The sequence below is a fragment of the Planococcus sp. APC 3900 genome, from assembly GCF_030407735.1.
GTDB lineage: Bacteria > Bacillota > Bacilli > Bacillales_A > Planococcaceae > Planococcus > Planococcus notacanthi.
In genome coordinates this window covers 1-18,176 of record NZ_JASDCT010000011.1, presented here as the reverse complement: position 1 = coordinate 18,176, position 18,176 = coordinate 1, and the positions used below count along the sequence as shown (strand labels likewise).

Sequence of the window (18,176 nt, the reverse complement as noted above, 5' to 3'; positions counted from 1 at the left end):
TAGTCAGCGTAGAAAGATGACATGTTCAGGTAGCCGCCCCAAAAGTTGTGGTAGAAACACGATTTGTTCATATAGAAGCGTTCCGCCCATGACTCACGATCACTCACCAAAACAAAACCAGGAGTGATCCGCTGCGCTCCTCCGAAATGCCCGCTTTTTGCAGACGAAAAGCAATAAGTTCAAAATCACCACTATATAAGATGTCCTTCTATACACTTCTGTCATTTCACCATTTCATCATAAAATTGCCACAATGATAACATTTTACCTCTCACTTTCTACTATATGAAGTACCCTAAAGAAAGAGCAGAAGGCGGCGACTCCAGCGGGATAGCGAAGTGCCGAAATCCACTCGGGCCCCGAGCCCGAGTTAGTTCGGCGCAAGCCCGCAGGAAAGCGTCCGCCTGAAGCGATTTCTCCACCCCCATACCACTTAAAGACAACCATTTCAGAACCCAATCACCCTACATAAATTTACATCCCCCACACCAAACTTTAACAATAATTAGGTCTCCTCACACATTCCATTTCGGCAACCGAAAGGTATACTGGAATTGACCCGCAATTCTAACTACGAGGAGATGGACAGATGACAATCCAGAAAAAGCTTACAGCCGTAACCGCAGCATCCGTTTTAGCCATGAGCAGCTTATTGGCTGCAGTACCTGCACTCGCAGCATCAGATGCACCCGCTAAAGGACAAGGAAATGACAACGGCTGGGGCAAAGGCGGCAATCCCAAGAACGCGCAGGAAGTTTCGCTGCAGATTCTTGGCACCTCCGACCTTCATACCAATTTCGTCAACTATGACTATTACCAGGACAAAATCTCCAATGCGCTCGGCCTCGCCAAAACCGGCGTCTTGATCGAGCAAGCCCGCGAAGAAAACAGCAACACACTCCTATTCGACAATGGCGACCTGATCCAAGGCACGCCATTCGGCGGCTACAAAGTCACACAAGATCCGCTCGGTGAAGACGAACTGCACCCAGCGTACGCCGCACTCGAATCACTCGATTTCGATGCCTCGACGCTCGGCAATCATGAATTCAACTTTGGCCTCGATTACCTGGACAATGCACTCGAAGAAGCGCCGTTCCCGGTCCTCAACGCCAACGTCTATGATGCCGAAACCGGCGAAAACCGCTACAACCCTTACACCATCATCGACAAAAAAGTCGTTGACAGCAAAGGCCGCAAACACACCATCCAAGTCGGCGTCATCGGCGTCGTGGCTCCGCACATCATGAAATGGGACCGCGCCAACCTGGACGGCAAAGTCGTCGCTGAAGACGCCGTCGAATCCGTCGAGAAATTCCTGCCGGAAGTCGAAAAAGCAGGCGCTGACGTGGTCGTCGTCCTGTCGCACTCAGGGATGGGTGACGAAACACACGAAGTGGGGGAAGAAGACATTACCTATCAGCTGACGGAAGTGGAAGGCGTTGACGCCATCATCACCGGCCACAACCATGACCTGTTCCCAGGCTCGTATTCAGAATTAGCCAACGTCGACCAGGAAAACGGCCTGATTAACGGCACACCTGTGGTGATGCCTGGTAAATTCGGCAGCCATTTGGGCGTCATTGACCTGACACTCGTGAAAAAAGGCAACACATGGGACATCTCTAACGAAAAAGCAGAGCTACGCGCCATTGATTCCACCACAGACGAAGTGGCAGAACAAGTCGTTGAAGCCGTCAAAGAAACACATGAAGGGACAATTGAATACGTCCGCAGTCCGGTTGGTGAAACAACCGCGCCGATCAACAGCTATTTCTCACTCGTAAAAGACGATCCATCGATCCAAATCGTCAACAACGCTCAAAGCTGGTATGTCGACCAAAAGAGAAAAGATACAGCCAATGCGGACTTGCCACTGTTGTCAGCAGCCGCACCATTTAAAGCAGGCGGACGCAACGGCGGCGATTATTACACCAACATCGCAACCGGCCAAATCGCCATCAAAAACGTCGCAGACCTGTATGTTTTCGACAACACAGTGTTCGCGTTGAAACTGACTGGAGCGGACCTGAAAGAATGGCTGGAGATGTCAGCAGGCCAATTCCTGCAAATCGATCCAGCAGCAACCGGCGAGCAGCAACTCATCAACCCGGATTTCCGCACCTACAACTTTGACGTCATCGATGGCGTAACCTACGAAATCGACATCACACAACCAGCCAAATACGATGCAGACGGCAATACTGTCAATGAAACTGCAAGCCGCATCAAGAACCTTTCTTACCAGGGCACAGTCGTAGCGGCGGATCAGGAATTCCTGGTCGTAACAAACAACTACCGTGCAAGCGGCAACTTCCCAGGCGTCCGGAACGCAACGGAAACCATCGACTATGCCTACGAAAACCGCCAAGTGATCCAGGAATACATGGTCGAAGTCGGCACCATCGATCCATCAGCAGACAACAACTGGGCATTCACACCGATCACAGGCGACCCGAACCTTGTCTTCGAAACCTCAGCAGCAGCCCAGAGCCTGATTCCCGCAGACAGCGGCATCAGCTACCTCGAAGCAGCGGCCAACGGTTTTGCCAAATACGGATTGGCTATCAAATAGTTTGAGAATTGTGTGGGTGCCTGGCACCCACACAATTTTTTATTTCTGCCGAATTTTTTAAACGCTCTGTCCTCTCCGTTGCCGCGGCTCAGCTTGGAGTGTAGAAGATAGTAGACCACACATTGTTTGTGGAGTAGGTAAAGTGTGTGAAGTTCTGGCCACGCTCGCCAGCGGTGGTGCACGCGTCGTCGCTTGGTGTGATGTGGTGACATATAGTTTTTAGGGTTCTACATGGTTTTATGCCGCTTTTACCGGAGTAAGGGGATGCTTCTACCTCAACAAGTTGCTTCTCTACATGAAGTTTCTGCATATCTACAAGAATTTCGTGAAAATAGGAGAATAAGTAGCGAACTTAAAGTGGAAAGGCCAATCCCTGTGTGTGAGAGACATTCTGTAAGAACATGTTGATTCTTATACCAGGCTGTTCGCCAGGCGAACAGCTTCCATTCAAGACCTTGAACTTTTAGAGAACAGCTCGAATTTAGGTAAGGAAGGAGATTGTGCAGGTAAGGGGATAGATAGTTCATGTATAAACTAGAAATAGTCAGGTAACCACATCAAATTTTCACGTAAGACCCCCAAAAAGGAACTTAGAACTACGAATTCTACATATAAAAGCATCCAACTCCTCACTCACTTAACCGCCACAACCCAAAAACTAAGAGCGATCCGCTGCGCTCCTCTAACATGCCAGCTTTTCGCCAGCGAAAAGCATAAGAGCCAATCATTTCCTCTTCACCCCAAGATCGTTGCCACTCATCACTCCTAAACCATAAGAACTAAAATCCTCTACAACACCATAAATTTATCCTTCGAACAAGTTAATTAACATTTAATATTTTCCATTTATATAAATAGTCATGACTATTTTTTAGAAATCTATATCGAAAGACTGGTAATTTTTATAAATAGTACTGCAATTTATCCATTTACGGGGTATAATAATTAAATATTTAGAAAACAGAATCTTTTAACCTGGTTTTAACATTACCCTCCTAGGATTAAGAGTATTCCTGGTACAAAAGGAGTGGAGGACTAGTCTATAGTGCTCAATAACTCCGTTTAACAAACATTCCAGCAAGGGAGGTGAAAGGCTATGAGCGCCAAGACCATACTTGTCACTGGGGGCCATGGATTTATCGGGTCGAACATGATCCGTTATTATTTGAACAAATACCCCGACTACCAATTGATCAACATCGACTACAACACCGTCGCTGCCCATCCGGAGAACATTGATTGCCCGGAACAGTCAGCACGCTACGCCTTTCATCGCGTAGATATCCGGAATGCCTATGCCATCAACCACATATTCGAGCAATACGACATAACCGACGTCCTCCATTTCGCAGCAGAAACGCGCGATGCCAACCGTGTCGGCGAAATCCGTCTCTATGAACAAACCAATGTGCTCGGACTGGAGAACCTGTTGCAGGCAGCGCAAAACGCCTGGATGGAAAACGGCCATCAGCCGAAAGCGAAATACGCGGCATCCCGTTTCCACCATATTTCACTGGCGCACAACGAAAACAACAACCTCTACAGCATCAGCAAAGCCAATGCGGATGAACTGATAGAAAGATTCCACGAGAAGACCGGTCTCAACATCGTCACCACCGCCAGCCCGGAAGCATTCGGGCCGATGCAGCAGGAAGATGAAATGATTCCAAGAATGATCCTTAACGCGCTTAACAATGAATCGCTGCTCTCCACTAAAGCCAGCGACAAGACACGCGACTGGCTGTTCATCGCAGACTTATGCGAAGCGATTGATACCGTCTTCCACCTGGGAGACGCTGGGCAATTTTATGAAACCGGTTTTAATATCCGTGTCACAGACAATGCGCTTGCCGACCAGATCCAAGCCATGTTTGAAGACAATTTCCCGGGAAATAAAACATCTCTCAGAGATAAATTGCTCCACTCTAAAGCGGCTTTCATCTCACAGCCACAAGTTCTGGGTTTCGCACCATTCACGTTATTCGAAAACGGTCTGCGCACAACGCTCGACTGGTATTTTAAAAAATACAATCAAGCAGAATTCCTGAAGAACAGCTAGATCCAATTCCATCAGATGAGGTGACCGCATGATTAACTTTAGCAATAATCATTTCTTTCAATTAACCAAACAGACCCGTTCAATCAAATCGATTGCGTTGATACATAAGAACATGAAGCCCGGTGGGGTGGAGATGCTGGTGGTCCGGATGGCCAAATGGCTTAGCGACCACGATTACAACGTCACCTTGTTCTTGTACAGCAGTGGCGGTCCTTTGCTGCGCCAGTTGGAAACGCTCGAAAACGTCACCATTGTAGTGGATGAAGATCCGAGTGATCCTTCCGTTAACATGTGGCTGGCGACGAAGATGCTGAGCAAACGTTTTGACGAAACATTCGATTTGGTTTATTCATTCGGTCCGATGTCGTTCTTGCTGTCTTATCTCATACCTGCGAAAAAACGCATGTCCGGCGTCTACCATCCGGAAAGCTACAAACAGGAAAGCGTGAGCAGCGTCGTCAAATTCCTCAAGCTGATCGATCCGAAATACTACAAAAAGCTGATGTTCATGAATCCTTCCATCAAACAGTTGACTGAAGAAGCAATCGGGGAGCGTGTAAACGATACCATTTTTCCGATGCCGCTGGACTTCTGCTCGGAAGCGAAAACCTTGGGCAACTTTAATTCGCGCCGCATCGTCTCTATTGGTCAGCTGTCCCATTTCCGTACCTATAACTATTATATGGTCGACATCATGGAAAGGCTGATCCAAATCGATCCGGAATTCACTTACCATATTTACGGTACAGGACAAGGAGAAGACGATCTGCGCAATAAAATCGCCAACTCTCCGGCACGTGATCACATCTTTATGCACGGCGCCTTTACGTATGAGGACAAAAAACGTGCCTTGCAGAATACATTCTGTTTTGTCGGCATGGGGGTTTCCCTCATTGAAGCGGCAGGCTGTGGCATTCCAGCCATCACCACCAAAATTAACGACCCTAACGGATTGAGCAAAGGCTTTCTCCATCAATTGCCGCCATATGAAAGCGGAGATACATTGAATGAAGACAAAGAACTTATATTTGTAGAAGCGCAAATTGAAAAACTGCTGTCGAGCCAAAAGGAATATAAAAAAATCTCCAGATGCGACCGCGTGAAAGCGAGGGAATTTGAAAGCAATCAAGTGATGGAGAAGTTCATCAGGGAAGCAGAAACCAAACCCTATATGATCCGGCTGCACTAAGCCAAATAGGGGAATACACCCTCAACAATAGACAGAAATTTTTAACAACGAACTTTTTTATTGGGAATATCATAAATTTATAGGAAAAAACATGCCAAATAGACTAGTAATGTAGGTAGATAGAAGTTATAATAAAAATACAAGTAAGGGGAAGTTACGCAAGACCTACTACAATCCATTGGGAAGTGAGATGAAGGGCTTATGATGGAATTTGACGCTTATAGAGAAAAAGTAGAGCGACAGCATAACAAAGCCTTAGTAGAAGTCATGAAAGACCTCTACATCAAGGAAGATTTAGGGCCATCGGTGAGTGCTAAGAGATTAGGAATGACACGCCAAGCCTTTATGCATTTTGTTCATGAATACGATCTGAAAAAATTAAAGTTCGGCGAATATAAAAAAAAAGTGATGATTTTCTCAGCGAGCCAGATGGTCCGCTAAGTTAAATCACTAATTAAAGCCCGCTTCCTGATCGACAGGAGCGGGTTTTTGTGTGGGGAGAATTGAGCGGGTGCCAGGCACCCGCGCAATTCCCATACAATTTACAGAACCCCTCGAACATACTCCGAAATCTCTTTATTGATGGCTATTTGTAGGATCTCAGCTTGGGAGCACGTCCCTGTGTCGGCCACAAATTGAGGGGCATTTGAGTCCGACACAGGGATGGCAACGGGTGAGCCACAAATTGAGGAACATTTGTGTCTCACCTCGGCAACCCGCAAATCCAGGCCGATTCTTCTCTAAGCGAAGGCGTGTGCACCATCACGCCGAGCGATTTGAGAGCCACACCCACTTTACTCCCACACAAATCACAAGGTTGCTGCGTATTCCTTGAAAACCAAGCGGCAGGTGCGTCCAGGAATGGACGGAGCGATAAGACTGGCAAGCGAAGCGTGGCCCGGCTTATCGCGGGAGTTCATTCCAGAGCACCAGAGCGATTTATAGAACCGTACAAAACCACTTTTCCAACTCTATATTCTTTTCAATTAATAATATTGCAGCGAGGGAGCACGTCCCTGTGTCGGCCACAAATTGAAGGGCATTTGAGTCCGACACAGGGACGATAACGGGTGAGCCACAAATTGAGGAACATTTGTGTCTAACCCCAGCAACCATAAAACCTTCTCAAACGGTCATCCCTCCAAGCGCCGGCGCGTGCACCATTGCTGCCAAGCGATTCCAGAACCACTCTCTCACTTCTCCTACACATAGAAAGTTTGCTGAGCATTCCACAACCACCAAGCTGAGGCGCGTAACCGGGCTGGGCGGAGCTGTGAGACGAGTGTTCTTCTCGGCTCATGGCGTGAGCCATGCCCTAAGCGACCGAAGCGACTTACAGAAACGGACAAAACAAAAGAGCACAGCCCCGGAACGGGGTTGCGCTCTTAATACTTACATCTCCAAATGCTCTTTCAACGTCGACTGGATCTCTGCCAACTCGGCATCGTCCATCATGTAATACCAGATGCCATTAATCGTTTCACCATAACCATCTTCCACAATCATTTGGTCGACTGTGCCGATCGCATCGCGGTAATTCGATTGGACATCCATCATCTCGTCGAACGTCATGTTCGTGCGGACATTGTCACCAAGTGCAGTAAAGATATCCTTATAGTTCAACAAGCTGTTAACCGAAGCGCCTTCTTTCATAATCGCCTGGATCACTTGCTTCTGGCGGTTCTGGCGGCCGAAGTCGCCTTCCGGATCCTGCTTACGCATTCTCACGTAACCTAATGCTTCATCGCCATTCAATTGAATCGTGCCTGCAGGGTAATCGTCAAAAGCCATCGTGTTGTTGACTTCAACTCCACCGACTGCATCAACAATATCCTTAAAGCCTTCCATGTTCACCTGCATCACGTAGTCAATCGGAATATCCAATAAATTCTCTACCGTCGCCAATGACATTTCAATGCCACCGAAAGCATAAGCGTGGTTAATCTTATCCGTTGTGCCGCGGCCGACAATTTCCGTATACGTGTCACGTGGGATGGAGACCATCTTCGTCGATTTCTCTGCCGGATTGATCGTCATCACAACCACTGTATCCGAACGTCCGCGATCGTCTTCACGTTCATCCACACCCAGCAGCAAGACAGAAAACGGATCTTGTTCAGTTAACGAAAGTTCCTGGTCCGTCGCGCGTTTTTCTGAAGCTTCGCGATCGATCGGTTCGTGCATTTCATCAAGTGTATTGGTGAAACTGTTATATACCGTAAACAAGTAAATGCCAAGACCGATAACAATCAATCCAAGAATCCCGACAACCCACGGCCATTTTTTCTTCTTGTTTCTTTTCTCTCTTCTGCCCATCAAAAATTGCCCCTTTTATTCAGCGATAAAATACGCTTCAAGTTCTTCTGCCCATAATTCTGCGCCTTTGTCGTTCGGAAGTCCATCTTCAGTCAAAAAGTCTTTCAACTCTTCGTTGTCTGTATCCGGCCATGCGGACCAGTGATCAATATAAGCATAGTCGTAGATTGCTGCAAATTCTTCCAACGCAGAAACCTGTGCTAAATAATAGCCAGCCCCATAAATTGGCTGCGGAGGATGAAGCACTACGATAGCATCTTCCACTTCAGCAGTAACTGCTGTATTGAACTCACCGATGTGTTCACGCTCTTGCTCGATCGCGATGCGGTCGTTGTTCATCAACGTCATCGGCTCAAGCAAAATGATGTCATAGCCAGCAGACAAATCGATCTTGCCGCCGATCAATGCTTCAGATGTTCCGGTTAATGGTAGAATGTCCACTTCAATGAAATCTTCGTAACTCGTTTCCAGCGATCTCTTCAAGCGTTCTGCATAGCCAGGAGTACCTGAATCCAATGCGGCTGAACCGGCTATCAAGAGCTGCACAGTTTCGCCTTCATCACTGCGCTCTATCAGCAAGTCCTGTACTTCTTTATCGGCATTTGCCGACAATTCCTTAACGTTCACAGAAATGTCACTAACTGGTTTCTCTTTTTGGGTTGTTTCTTTTTTCTCACTCGTCTGCGCTACAGCTTCTTCTGGTTGTTCCAATACATTTTCCAGTTTATTTTGCCAAGTTAAGTAGCTAAATACTAGTGCAATTACACAAATAATGACAGCCAGTACAGCTCCAATTTTATACAATTTCATGGAATGCTCCTTTCAAAAAACACCTATTCATACAAATAAAGATAGCATAAATCATTCTAATAGCCTATAAAACATTTTAAAATTGGAAGTTCTTTCGACTCTTTCCTATGCTATACTATTTTATGTTGTTTATGAATCATTAATGATAAGAATATGAAAATAAAAGGAGATACTTACCACATGGAAGAAACCATCAGTTTACAAGACCTGTTCAAAACCCTAAAAAAACGGGCCGGATTGATTGCACTTATGACCATTTTGGCTATTACGATTGCAGGGGTTGTGTCATTTTTAGTCCTGACACCGATGTATCAGACTTCTACGCAAATCCTGGTTAACCAGGAAGCTTCAGAAGCTGCCCAATTGACGAACCAGAACATCCAAACCGATCTGCAATTGATCAATACATATTCAGTCATCATCAAAAGCCCGGCGATATTAGATGAAGTATCAAGTCAATTAGATCTTGATATGTCAGTCGAGCAGCTTAACAGTAAAATTACGGTTGCGACTGCTGAAAACTCACAAGTCGTTAATGTAACCGTACAAGACGAAGATCCAGCACTTGCAGTCGATATTGCTAACACAACAGCGAAAGTATTTGAAAGTGAAATCTCTGATTTGATGAGCGTCGATAACGTCTCGATCTTGTCTCCAGCTGTATTGAAAGAAAATCCATCACCGGTTGCACCAAATCCAATGCTGAACATGGCAATTGCCGCAGTCATCGGTCTAATGCTTGGAGTGGGGATTGCCTTCCTATTGGAATACTTGGATACATCCATTAAGAACGAACAAGACATTGAAGACATCCTTGGCGTACCTTTGCTTGGTGTCATTTCTCCTATTAAAGAAGAAGCGAAGTTAGACGAACCAACTACCTCATCCAGAAGAAAGGCGGTGTAACGCAATGGCTAGAAAGAAAAAAGTCTTGCAGGAAACTGCGCGTAAACTCATCGCATTCACAACACCTCGCTCATTCGTAGCGGAGCAATTCCGTACATTGCGTACCAATATCAACTTTTCATCACCGGATTCAGAAATTCGTACGCTAGTTGTTACATCTGCAGCACCTTCAGAAGGGAAGTCAACAACTTCGGCAAACCTGGCTGTGGTTTTCGCACAAGAAGGTAAGAAAGTCTTGTTAGTGGACGGTGATATGCGCAAACCAACAACTCATTACACATTCCGTATGGGGAACACAATCGGTTTATCAAATGTATTGACGCGCCAAAACTCGATTGAGGAAGTTATCCGCCCCACAGCGGTTGAGCGCCTGGACTTGATGACATGCGGACCGATTCCTCCGAACCCGGCAGAATTGTTAGCTTCCAAGTCGATGTCCACGTTGATTGAAGATTTGAAAGAAAAGTATGACTTGATCATCTTTGACGCACCGCCAGTTCTTTCGGTAACGGACGGACAAATCTTAGCGAATAAATGCGAAGGCACAATCCTTGTGGTCAGCTCAGGAAATACGGAGAAAGATATGGCATTGAAAGCGAAAGAAGCCATTGAATCTTCCAATAGCCGTTTAATTGGTGCAGTACTGAATAACTTCGCTTTGCCGAAAGATAATAATTATTATCAATATTACGGAACTACAGAGTAAAAAGGGTTTCCTTTTTACTTTTTTTAAAGCGTCAAAGGAGGACTCAACCATGATCGACACACATGCCCATATACTGCCCGGACTTGATGACGGCGCAGAAACAATGGAACAGACAAAACGATTGCTTGAAAAAGCAGTCGAAGAACAATTGACTGGCATTATCGCCACCCCCCACGCCTTTCACCCGAATTTCCAAACAAACTTAGCTGCGTTAAATAAGCAACTGGAATTGGTCAACAGCTATATAGCACAAGAGCAATTACCCGTAAAAATATACAGCGGCCAGGAATGTAGATTATCTGATAAATTGCCTGAACGGTTATTGGCTGGAGAAGCCTTGACGATGGCAGGTTCCCGATATGTCCTGCTTGAATTGCCTTCATCTGGAATTCCGGCATATACGGTTCCCGTCATCCAGCAATTGATCACCAGCAACTACGTACCAATCATCGCACATGCAGAACGTAACCAGGGCATCATTGAAAAACCGGAACGACTGAAGAAGCTTTTGCTTCACGGAGCGATGGCGCAAGTAACAGCAGGATCAGTTGCCGGCAGCTTCGGCAAAGCCATCCAACGCACGGCCATGAGCCTGATTGATGCTAATCTGATTCATGTTTATGGATCGGATGTACATAGCCTGGACAAGCGTCCGTTCCTGTTCAATGAAGGACTAGATTACCTGGAGAAAAAGAACCAGCATGACATGGTCGACATCTTCCTGGAAAACAACGAACGCATTTTGTTGGGTGAACATTTACATGTTTTAGAGCCCGAAGACATCCGTAAAGGGAAATGGTGGAATATATTTGCTTAATAAATAATAAAAAAGTATTATTTTGTTTATAAAATCCTATCATTTCCAATAAATAGTATGTTAGAATAAATAAGGTTTTAACGTATATATGTAGAAAGTAATGGATATTGAAAGGATTGACCCCTATTGTCTTTGAAAAACCGCGTTTCTTTATTATTGATAGTTGACTCATTTATTGTCTTTTTCTCCATTTTTATCGGTTATTATGTTCTTTATCCTTATAACGATGTATTACAAAACAAATTCCTGTTGGCTAGTGCGCTGACGATTTTCGTTGCGCATCACGTCTTGGCCATGTATTACGGCTTGTACCGGAAAGTCTGGGAATATGCTTCTATCGGGGAATTGACTTCTATTTTTAAAGCAGTCAGTTGGTCAATCGTCGCAATCGGAGTTGTACAATACCTTTATAGAGGAGATGTGCTCTTCAGAGCATTAGCGATTACCTGGATGCTGCACCTCATTTTAATCGGCGGGTCGCGTTTATCATGGCGCTTGTTCCGTGACAAAGCAATCAACCATAAAGGCTCAGAGATGAAGCGCACTCTAATCGTAGGAGCTGGTAAAGCAGGAAGCCTTGTAGCACGTCAGTTACTTGCGAATCCTGAAAATGGCTTATTACCAGTATTGTATGTCGATGACGATAAAAACAAACAAGGCCTTGATATTTATGGTGTGCGTGTAGTCCACGGTGGTACCCAAAACGTTGCAGATATCGCCAAAGATAATCGAATCGATACAATTATCATTGCGATTCCTTCACTTGGTAAGCAAGAAACAGCTGAACTGATTAAAACCTGCATGGACTCCGGTATTCGTACACAGACAATCCCGATGATTGAAGACATCATGACGGGTAAAGTATCTGTAACGGATATTCAGGATGTTAAAATTGAAGACCTGTTGGGACGCGATGAAGTTAAGCTGGATATGGACAAAATTGCTGATCAATTGACCAGCAAAACGATTCTTGTGACCGGTGCAGGCGGTTCAATCGGATCTGAAATTTCACGGCAAATTGCACGCTTCGGACCGAAAAAACTATTGCTTCTAGGCCACGGTGAAAACTCAATCTATCTGATAGACATGGAGCTTCGCCAAACAATAGCACCTGATACAGAAATCATTCCAATCATCGCTGATGTCCAGGATAGAGAACGCATTATGGATATCATGAATACCTACAAACCGGATGTTGTCTACCATGCAGCGGCGCATAAGCATGTGCCTTTAATGGAAGGAAATCCGATGGAAGCGGTAAAGAACAATGTTTACGGAACAAAGAATGTAGCGGAAGCAGCGCATTTAAGTGGAGTAGGTAATTTTGTAATGGTCTCTACTGACAAAGCCGTGAATCCACCGAACGTCATGGGCGCAACAAAACGTTTTGCAGAAATGATTGTCCAAAACCTAGCGAAACGCAGCGAAACGAAATTTGCCGCTGTGCGTTTTGGTAATGTACTCGGATCTCGTGGATCGGTTATCCCTTTGTTTAAAAAACAAATCGCAGCTGGAGGTCCGATTACTGTAACAGACCCACGTATGACTCGTTATTTCATGACCATTCCTGAAGCTTCTCGTCTAGTTATTCAAGCGGGAACATTAGCTGAAGGTGGGGAAGTGTTTGTATTGGATATGGGAGAGCCTGTGAAGATTGTTGATCTGGCTCAGAACTTGATTCGCTTATCTGGCTATTCTGAAGGCGAGATCGGCATTAATTTTTCTGGGATTCGTCCAGGAGAGAAATTGTTTGAAGAGCTGCTTAATGAAAATGAAATTCAAACCGAACAGGTATTTCCGAAGATTTATATTGGAAAAGCGAATCCGATTAGTGAGGGTGAGTTGACGTATCTTTTGGAGAAGTTGCCTGAAATGCGGAATGATGAGGTTAAGGATGTTTTGGTTGGGTTGGCTAATCGGAAGAATGTAGCAACTCCGAAAGTAGAAGTAGGTTCTGCTTAATAAAAGTAAATAGAAAAAATGCAGATAGAAAGGAGAACAATATGTTCTCATTTACGAAAAGAATTTTAGATTTTTCATTATCTCTATTAATTATTATCTGTTTATCTCCTGTTCTTCTGCTTCTATGTATTTTCATAAAGATAGATTCACCAGGACCTATTCTTTTTAAACAGAAAAGAATAGGGAAGGACAAGAAGAATTTCAATATCTTGAAGTTTCGGACTATGAAAATCGATACACCTAATGATATGCCTACCCATATGTTGGAAAGACCTGACTTTTTCATTACGAAAACAGGTAAGTTTTTACGTAAGACCAGTTTAGATGAATTGCCTCAGTTGTTTAATATCTTAAAAGGTGAAATGAGTATGATTGGTCCGCGCCCTGCATTATGGAATCAGTATGATCTAATTGCGGAGCGGGATAAGTATAAGGCGAATGATATTTTGCCTGGGCTGACCGGGCTTGCGCAGATTAGCGGTAGGGATGAATTGGCAATTGAGGTTAAGGCGAAGATTGATGGAGAGTATGTTGAGAAGATGAGTCCAGTATTGGACTTTAAGATATTCTTTGGGACTGTTTTTAGTGTTTTGAAGAGTGATGGAGTTAAAGAGGGCACAGATTTAACTAATAAAAATTCTTAATACAAAAGGTGTATGAGACATGAGTAAAAAAAGAATCTTAATAACTGGCAATGGTAGCTATGTCGGTACCAATTTAATAGAGTGGTTAAGCCAATGGCCTAATCAATATGAAATTGAAGAAATTTCAGTACGTGGAGAAGAGTGGAAGAGGAGCGATTTCTCGAAGTTTGATTCTGTTCTCCATGTTGCAGGAATAGCTCATATCTCGACAGATCCTAAAATGGAAGAGAAATACTATAAAGTGAACCGGGACCTTACGATTGAAGTTGCTGAATTTGCTAAGAGCTGGGGTGTTAAACAGTTCATCTTTATGAGCAGCATCATTGTTTACGGAGACAGTAGCAGTGACAAAAGGGTTATTGATCGAAGTACGATGCCAAAGCCTAGTAATTTCTACGGAAATAGTAAGCTCCAGGCAGAAGAGGGAATAAAACTCCTTGAAAGTGAAAATTTTAAGGTTGCAGTTATTCGACCACCTATGATTTATGGAAAGAATTCTAAAGGGAATTATCCGAAATTGGTTAAGCTCGCTCAGGTACTTCCCGTATTTCCTGACTTCGATAATGAACGCAGTATGCTTCACATAGATAATTTAAGTGAGTTTTTGAGATTGATTATCGAGAATGAAGAACATGGTTTGTTTTTTCCACAGAACAAGAAATATATAAAGACCAGTGAAATGGTTAGAGTTATTGCCAAAGCTAGCGGGAAGAAGATTTTGCTTATAAAAATATTTAACCCATTTCTAAAACTTATGGTTGGTAAAATAAACGTTGTGAACAAGGTTTTTGGGAACTTAATTTATGATATGAGTATTAGTGAATATAAGGAAGTTTATCAGATTAGAAATTTAAAAGAGTCTGTAGAAAAAAGTATTTAATAGGTGGCTAAACGTATTATGAAAAAAAAAGTTCTATTATTAGGTAATCATGGTTTTGTAATCTATAACTTTCGTAAAGAATTAATTCAAAGATTATTAAACGAGGGCTATGAGGTATATATTTCACTTCCATACGATGAAAAAGTTGACATAATGATTAGTTGGGGCTGCAAATTTGTTGAAACAAATGTAGATAGAAGAGGAACAAATCCAGCAACAGATTTGAAGTTAGTCGGTCATTACGTAAAAATACTAAAAGACATAAAACCGGATGTAGTACTTACGTATACTATAAAGCCAAATTTATACGGTGGAATAGCTTGCAGAATTCTAAACATCCCCTGTATTAACAATATCACAGGATTAGGAAGTGGTTTTAGCGGAAACCCTGCATTAAAATTTTTACTGACTAATTTATACAAAGTAGGATTAAAGAAGTCAAAATGTGTATTTTTCCAAAACACTGAGGATATGAATACTTTAGTTAAGAACAATATCGTAAAAGGTCCTTACAAATTAATTCCGGGTTCAGGAGTGAATTTAAATGAGTATAAGTTTGTAAAATACCCACCGGATGGAAGAGTAAAATTTGTTTTTATTGGTAGAATTATGCGGGATAAAGGTATAGATCAGTATTTAGAAGCAGCTAAAGTGATTAAGAAAAAATATCCCGAAGTAAATTTTGATATTATTGGTTTTATTGAAAAGTCACAGTCCCACTATAATAATTTAATTAATCAATATGAAAGCGAAGGATTTGTGAATTATTTAGGATATCAATCTAATGTTAAACCGTTCATTGAAGAAGTAAACTGTCTTATCCAGCCATCTCATGGTGGTGAAGGTTTATCTAACGTATTATTAGAAACAGCAGCTACTGGCAGAAGTTTAATAGCTTCAAACATACCTGGCTGCAGAGAAACAATTGATGAAGGCCGAAATGGGTATACTTTCGAAAAGAAAAATACTCAGAGCTTAATAGAAAAGATAGAAAAATTTATCAATTTAACTTACTCTGAAAAAAAGAAATGGGTAAAACATCCAGATCCAAAATTGAAAAAGAATTCGATAGAAATATTGTAATTCAATCTTATTTTAATATAATTAAAAATATATAAAGTGTAGGAGTAAGAAATAACTATGATAAGAATTCTCCATGTGTTAGGGGCTCTAGACCGTGGCGGTGCGGAAACCATGATAATGAATTTATATAGAAATATTGACCGCAATCTTATTCAGTTTGATTTTGTAGTTCATACGTTAGAAAAAGGAGATTATGAAGAAGAAATAAATTCACTAGGTGGAATCGTATACAGAATAGCTAAATATACTGGGAAAAACCATATTCTTTATAAAAAATTATGGAAAGATTTTTTTGTTCAACATCCTGAGTATAAAATTATTCATGGTCATATGAGAAGTACAGCTTCAATATATTTAAAGATAGCAAAAAAACTCAGTAGAATTACAATTTCTCACAGTCACAGCACATCTTCGGGAACAGGATTTAGTTCATTTGTAAAAGATGTCTTGCAGTTTCCAATAAGGTATACCGCAGATTACTTTCTAGCCTGTTCCCAAACAGCAGGAGAATGGCTATATGGAAAGGAAATTACAAAAAGAAATAACTTTTTCATAGTTAAGAATGGAATAGATACTGATAATTTTTTATTTGATAATGATAAACGTTTGCGTAAAAGAAAAGAATTAGAAATAACAAATAAATTAGTGATTGGTCATATAGGGCGGTTTGTTCATGCGAAAAATCATAGTTTTTTAATTGAGATATTTAATGAATTACACTATATGGAAAAAGAAAGTGTATTGCTCCTGGTTGGAGATGGTGAAGATAAACAGTATATTAAAAAGAAAGTTAAAAATATGAATTTACAAAATAAAGTGTTATTTATTGATCCTCAATCCGACATTTCTGACTACTTATTTGCGATGGATACGTTTGTATTTCCGTCGATATACGAAGGGTTAGGTATAGCCGTTATTGAAGCACAAGCTTCGAACCTTCCTTGTGTTATTTCTGATAATATTCCTCTTGAAGCATGTCTATCAAATGATATATTAAGGCTTTCTTTAGAATTGTCAGCAAAAGAATGGGCTCGATATATTTTGAAATCAAACACAGAAATATCAAACAAAGTATCTAGTAATAGATTAGTGAAGGAGAAATACGATATCAAAGAAAGTACACTGTTCATGAGTGACTTTTATTGCAATATAATTAAATAAGATTTGAATCAAATGATATCAGGAGGTAGCTAATGAATTTTTTTCTAAGGTATTTTAAGCTGTTTGTTTTTAAAAAAAAATGGAGAGCCGATAATTTAAATAACTCAACTACACCTCAAAACTTATTTCCTAGAAACTTAGTTAACGTTGGTAAATATAGCTATGGACCTTTAAATGTGTTTACATGGGGTGATGCAAATGAAAAATTAGAAATAGGCAGTTTTGTTTCTATTTCTTCAGGTGTCAAGTTTTTATTGGGAGGTAATCATGAAATAAACAACTTTTCTACTTTTCCATTTAAAGTTATGATTTTAAAAGAAAAACAAGAAGCTTGGACAAAGGGAGCAATTGTAGTTGAGGATGATGTGTGGATAGGAATGGATGCAATGATTCTCTCGGGAGTTAAGATTGGAAAAGGAGCAATTATTGCAGCTAATAGTGTAGTGACTAAAGACATATTGCCGTACTCAGTTGTCGCTGGAAACCCTGCTAAACACTTGAAATTTAGGTTTAACAAAGACATTTTAGAAGAGCTTGAAAATATAGATATTAGTTTATTAGATGAAAAATTTGTAGAAGAAAATATTGAACTTTTATATCGAAAATGTGATTTAGAGGTTATTCAAGAAATAAAAAGTGCATTAAAAAAGAATGATAATATTTAGAGTTTTATAATATGTCATATTTAGTTTAGTTTTTAATAGCGGAGGTGGCATCGTGAGAAAGTTATCATTTATTATAGTAAACTATAATACAAAAATCGTGACTGAAGAATGTATAGATTCAATATTCGGTAATAGATCGTTAAAAAAATTAAATTATGAAGTAATTGTAGTTGACAACGATTCTTATGATGATTCAGTCTGCTACTTGGAAAAAAAGTTTTCTGACAAGGTTAACTTCAAAATAATAGCAAGTACAGAAAATTTAGGTTTTGGAAAAGCAAATAATAGCGGGGCATATACAAGTACGGGTGACATTTTAGTTTTTCTTAATAGTGACACAATTGTTAAAGATACTAATTTTGAAAAGCTAACAAGTTTGTTAGCTGATAATATTGGTTTTCTA

The 18,176-nt window shown here is 41.7% G+C and carries 16 protein-coding genes; 14 read left to right on the top strand and 2 right to left on the bottom strand.

Annotation, left to right across the window (positions count from 1 at the left end; translation table 11 throughout):
- Positions 1-589 precede the first annotated feature (589 nt).
- From QMA04_RS16910 to QMA04_RS16895, 4 genes are all read left to right on the top strand, one after another.
- Positions 590-2,575, top strand: a complete 1,986-nt coding sequence (locus QMA04_RS16910) for a bifunctional 2',3'-cyclic-nucleotide 2'-phosphodiesterase/3'-nucleotidase (protein ID WP_290187172.1) — start codon at positions 590-592, stop codon at positions 2,573-2,575.
- Positions 2,576-3,671: 1,096 nt separating this feature from the next.
- Positions 3,672-4,634, top strand: a complete 963-nt coding sequence (locus tag QMA04_RS16905; protein WP_290187171.1) for a GDP-mannose 4,6-dehydratase — start codon at positions 3,672-3,674, stop codon at positions 4,632-4,634.
- Positions 4,635-4,662: 28 nt separating this feature from the next.
- The gene (locus QMA04_RS16900; RefSeq protein ID WP_290187170.1) at positions 4,663-5,823 is read left to right on the top strand and encodes a glycosyltransferase; all 1,161 of its coding nucleotides are present in this window, start codon (positions 4,663-4,665) and stop codon (positions 5,821-5,823) included.
- 201 nt (positions 5,824-6,024) lie between these two features.
- Entirely contained in the window at positions 6,025-6,264 is a 240-nt protein-coding gene (locus tag QMA04_RS16895; RefSeq protein WP_290187169.1) for a hypothetical protein, read from the top strand.
- Positions 6,265-7,215: 951 nt separating this feature from the next.
- Here QMA04_RS16895 and QMA04_RS16890 read toward each other — a convergent pair.
- Together QMA04_RS16890 and QMA04_RS16885 are read right to left on the bottom strand one after the other, a co-directional pair.
- The gene (locus QMA04_RS16890; RefSeq protein WP_290187168.1) at positions 7,216-8,139 is read right to left on the bottom strand and encodes an LCP family glycopolymer transferase; all 924 of its coding nucleotides are present in this window, start codon (positions 8,137-8,139) and stop codon (positions 7,216-7,218) included.
- Between the two features lie 15 nt (positions 8,140-8,154).
- Positions 8,155-8,949 carry an SGNH/GDSL hydrolase family protein gene (locus QMA04_RS16885; RefSeq protein ID WP_290187166.1) on the bottom strand — a complete coding sequence of 265 codons (795 nt, stop codon included), beginning with the start codon at positions 8,947-8,949 and terminating at the stop codon, positions 8,155-8,157.
- Positions 8,950-9,129: 180 nt separating this feature from the next.
- Between QMA04_RS16885 and QMA04_RS16880 the strand changes: the two genes are divergently transcribed.
- From QMA04_RS16880 to QMA04_RS16835, 10 genes are all read left to right on the top strand, one after another.
- Positions 9,130-9,855: a YveK family protein gene (locus tag QMA04_RS16880; RefSeq protein ID WP_290187164.1), complete on the top strand. Its 726-nt coding sequence runs from the start codon at positions 9,130-9,132 to the stop codon at positions 9,853-9,855.
- Positions 9,856-9,859: 4 nt separating this feature from the next.
- Positions 9,860-10,561 (top strand): CpsD/CapB family tyrosine-protein kinase, encoded by a 702-nt coding sequence (locus QMA04_RS16875; RefSeq protein ID WP_290187162.1) that lies wholly within the window; start codon positions 9,860-9,862, stop codon positions 10,559-10,561.
- Positions 10,562-10,610: 49 nt separating this feature from the next.
- Complete coding sequence (locus tag QMA04_RS16870) at positions 10,611-11,378, top strand: tyrosine-protein phosphatase (protein ID WP_290187160.1); 768 nt, start codon at positions 10,611-10,613, stop codon at positions 11,376-11,378.
- A 126-nt stretch (positions 11,379-11,504) separates the two neighbouring features.
- Positions 11,505-13,340: a polysaccharide biosynthesis protein gene (locus QMA04_RS16865; protein WP_290187159.1), complete on the top strand. Its 1,836-nt coding sequence runs from the start codon at positions 11,505-11,507 to the stop codon at positions 13,338-13,340.
- A 41-nt stretch (positions 13,341-13,381) separates the two neighbouring features.
- The gene (locus QMA04_RS16860) at positions 13,382-13,984 is read left to right on the top strand and encodes a sugar transferase (protein WP_290187158.1); all 603 of its coding nucleotides are present in this window, start codon (positions 13,382-13,384) and stop codon (positions 13,982-13,984) included.
- A 19-nt stretch (positions 13,985-14,003) separates the two neighbouring features.
- Entirely contained in the window at positions 14,004-14,864 is an 861-nt protein-coding gene (locus QMA04_RS16855; RefSeq protein ID WP_290187156.1) for an NAD-dependent epimerase/dehydratase family protein, read from the top strand.
- A gap of 18 nt (positions 14,865-14,882) precedes the next feature.
- Entirely contained in the window at positions 14,883-15,947 is a 1,065-nt protein-coding gene (locus tag QMA04_RS16850) for a glycosyltransferase family 4 protein (RefSeq protein WP_290187154.1), read from the top strand.
- A 57-nt stretch (positions 15,948-16,004) separates the two neighbouring features.
- Entirely contained in the window at positions 16,005-17,108 is a 1,104-nt protein-coding gene (locus QMA04_RS16845) for a glycosyltransferase (protein WP_290187152.1), read from the top strand.
- A gap of 32 nt (positions 17,109-17,140) precedes the next feature.
- Positions 17,141-17,773, top strand: a complete 633-nt coding sequence (locus tag QMA04_RS16840; protein ID WP_290187150.1) for a CatB-related O-acetyltransferase — start codon at positions 17,141-17,143, stop codon at positions 17,771-17,773.
- Positions 17,774-17,825: 52 nt separating this feature from the next.
- The coding region (locus tag QMA04_RS16835; protein ID WP_290187149.1) for a glycosyltransferase family 2 protein at positions 17,826-18,176 on the top strand (351 nt) is incomplete at its 3' end.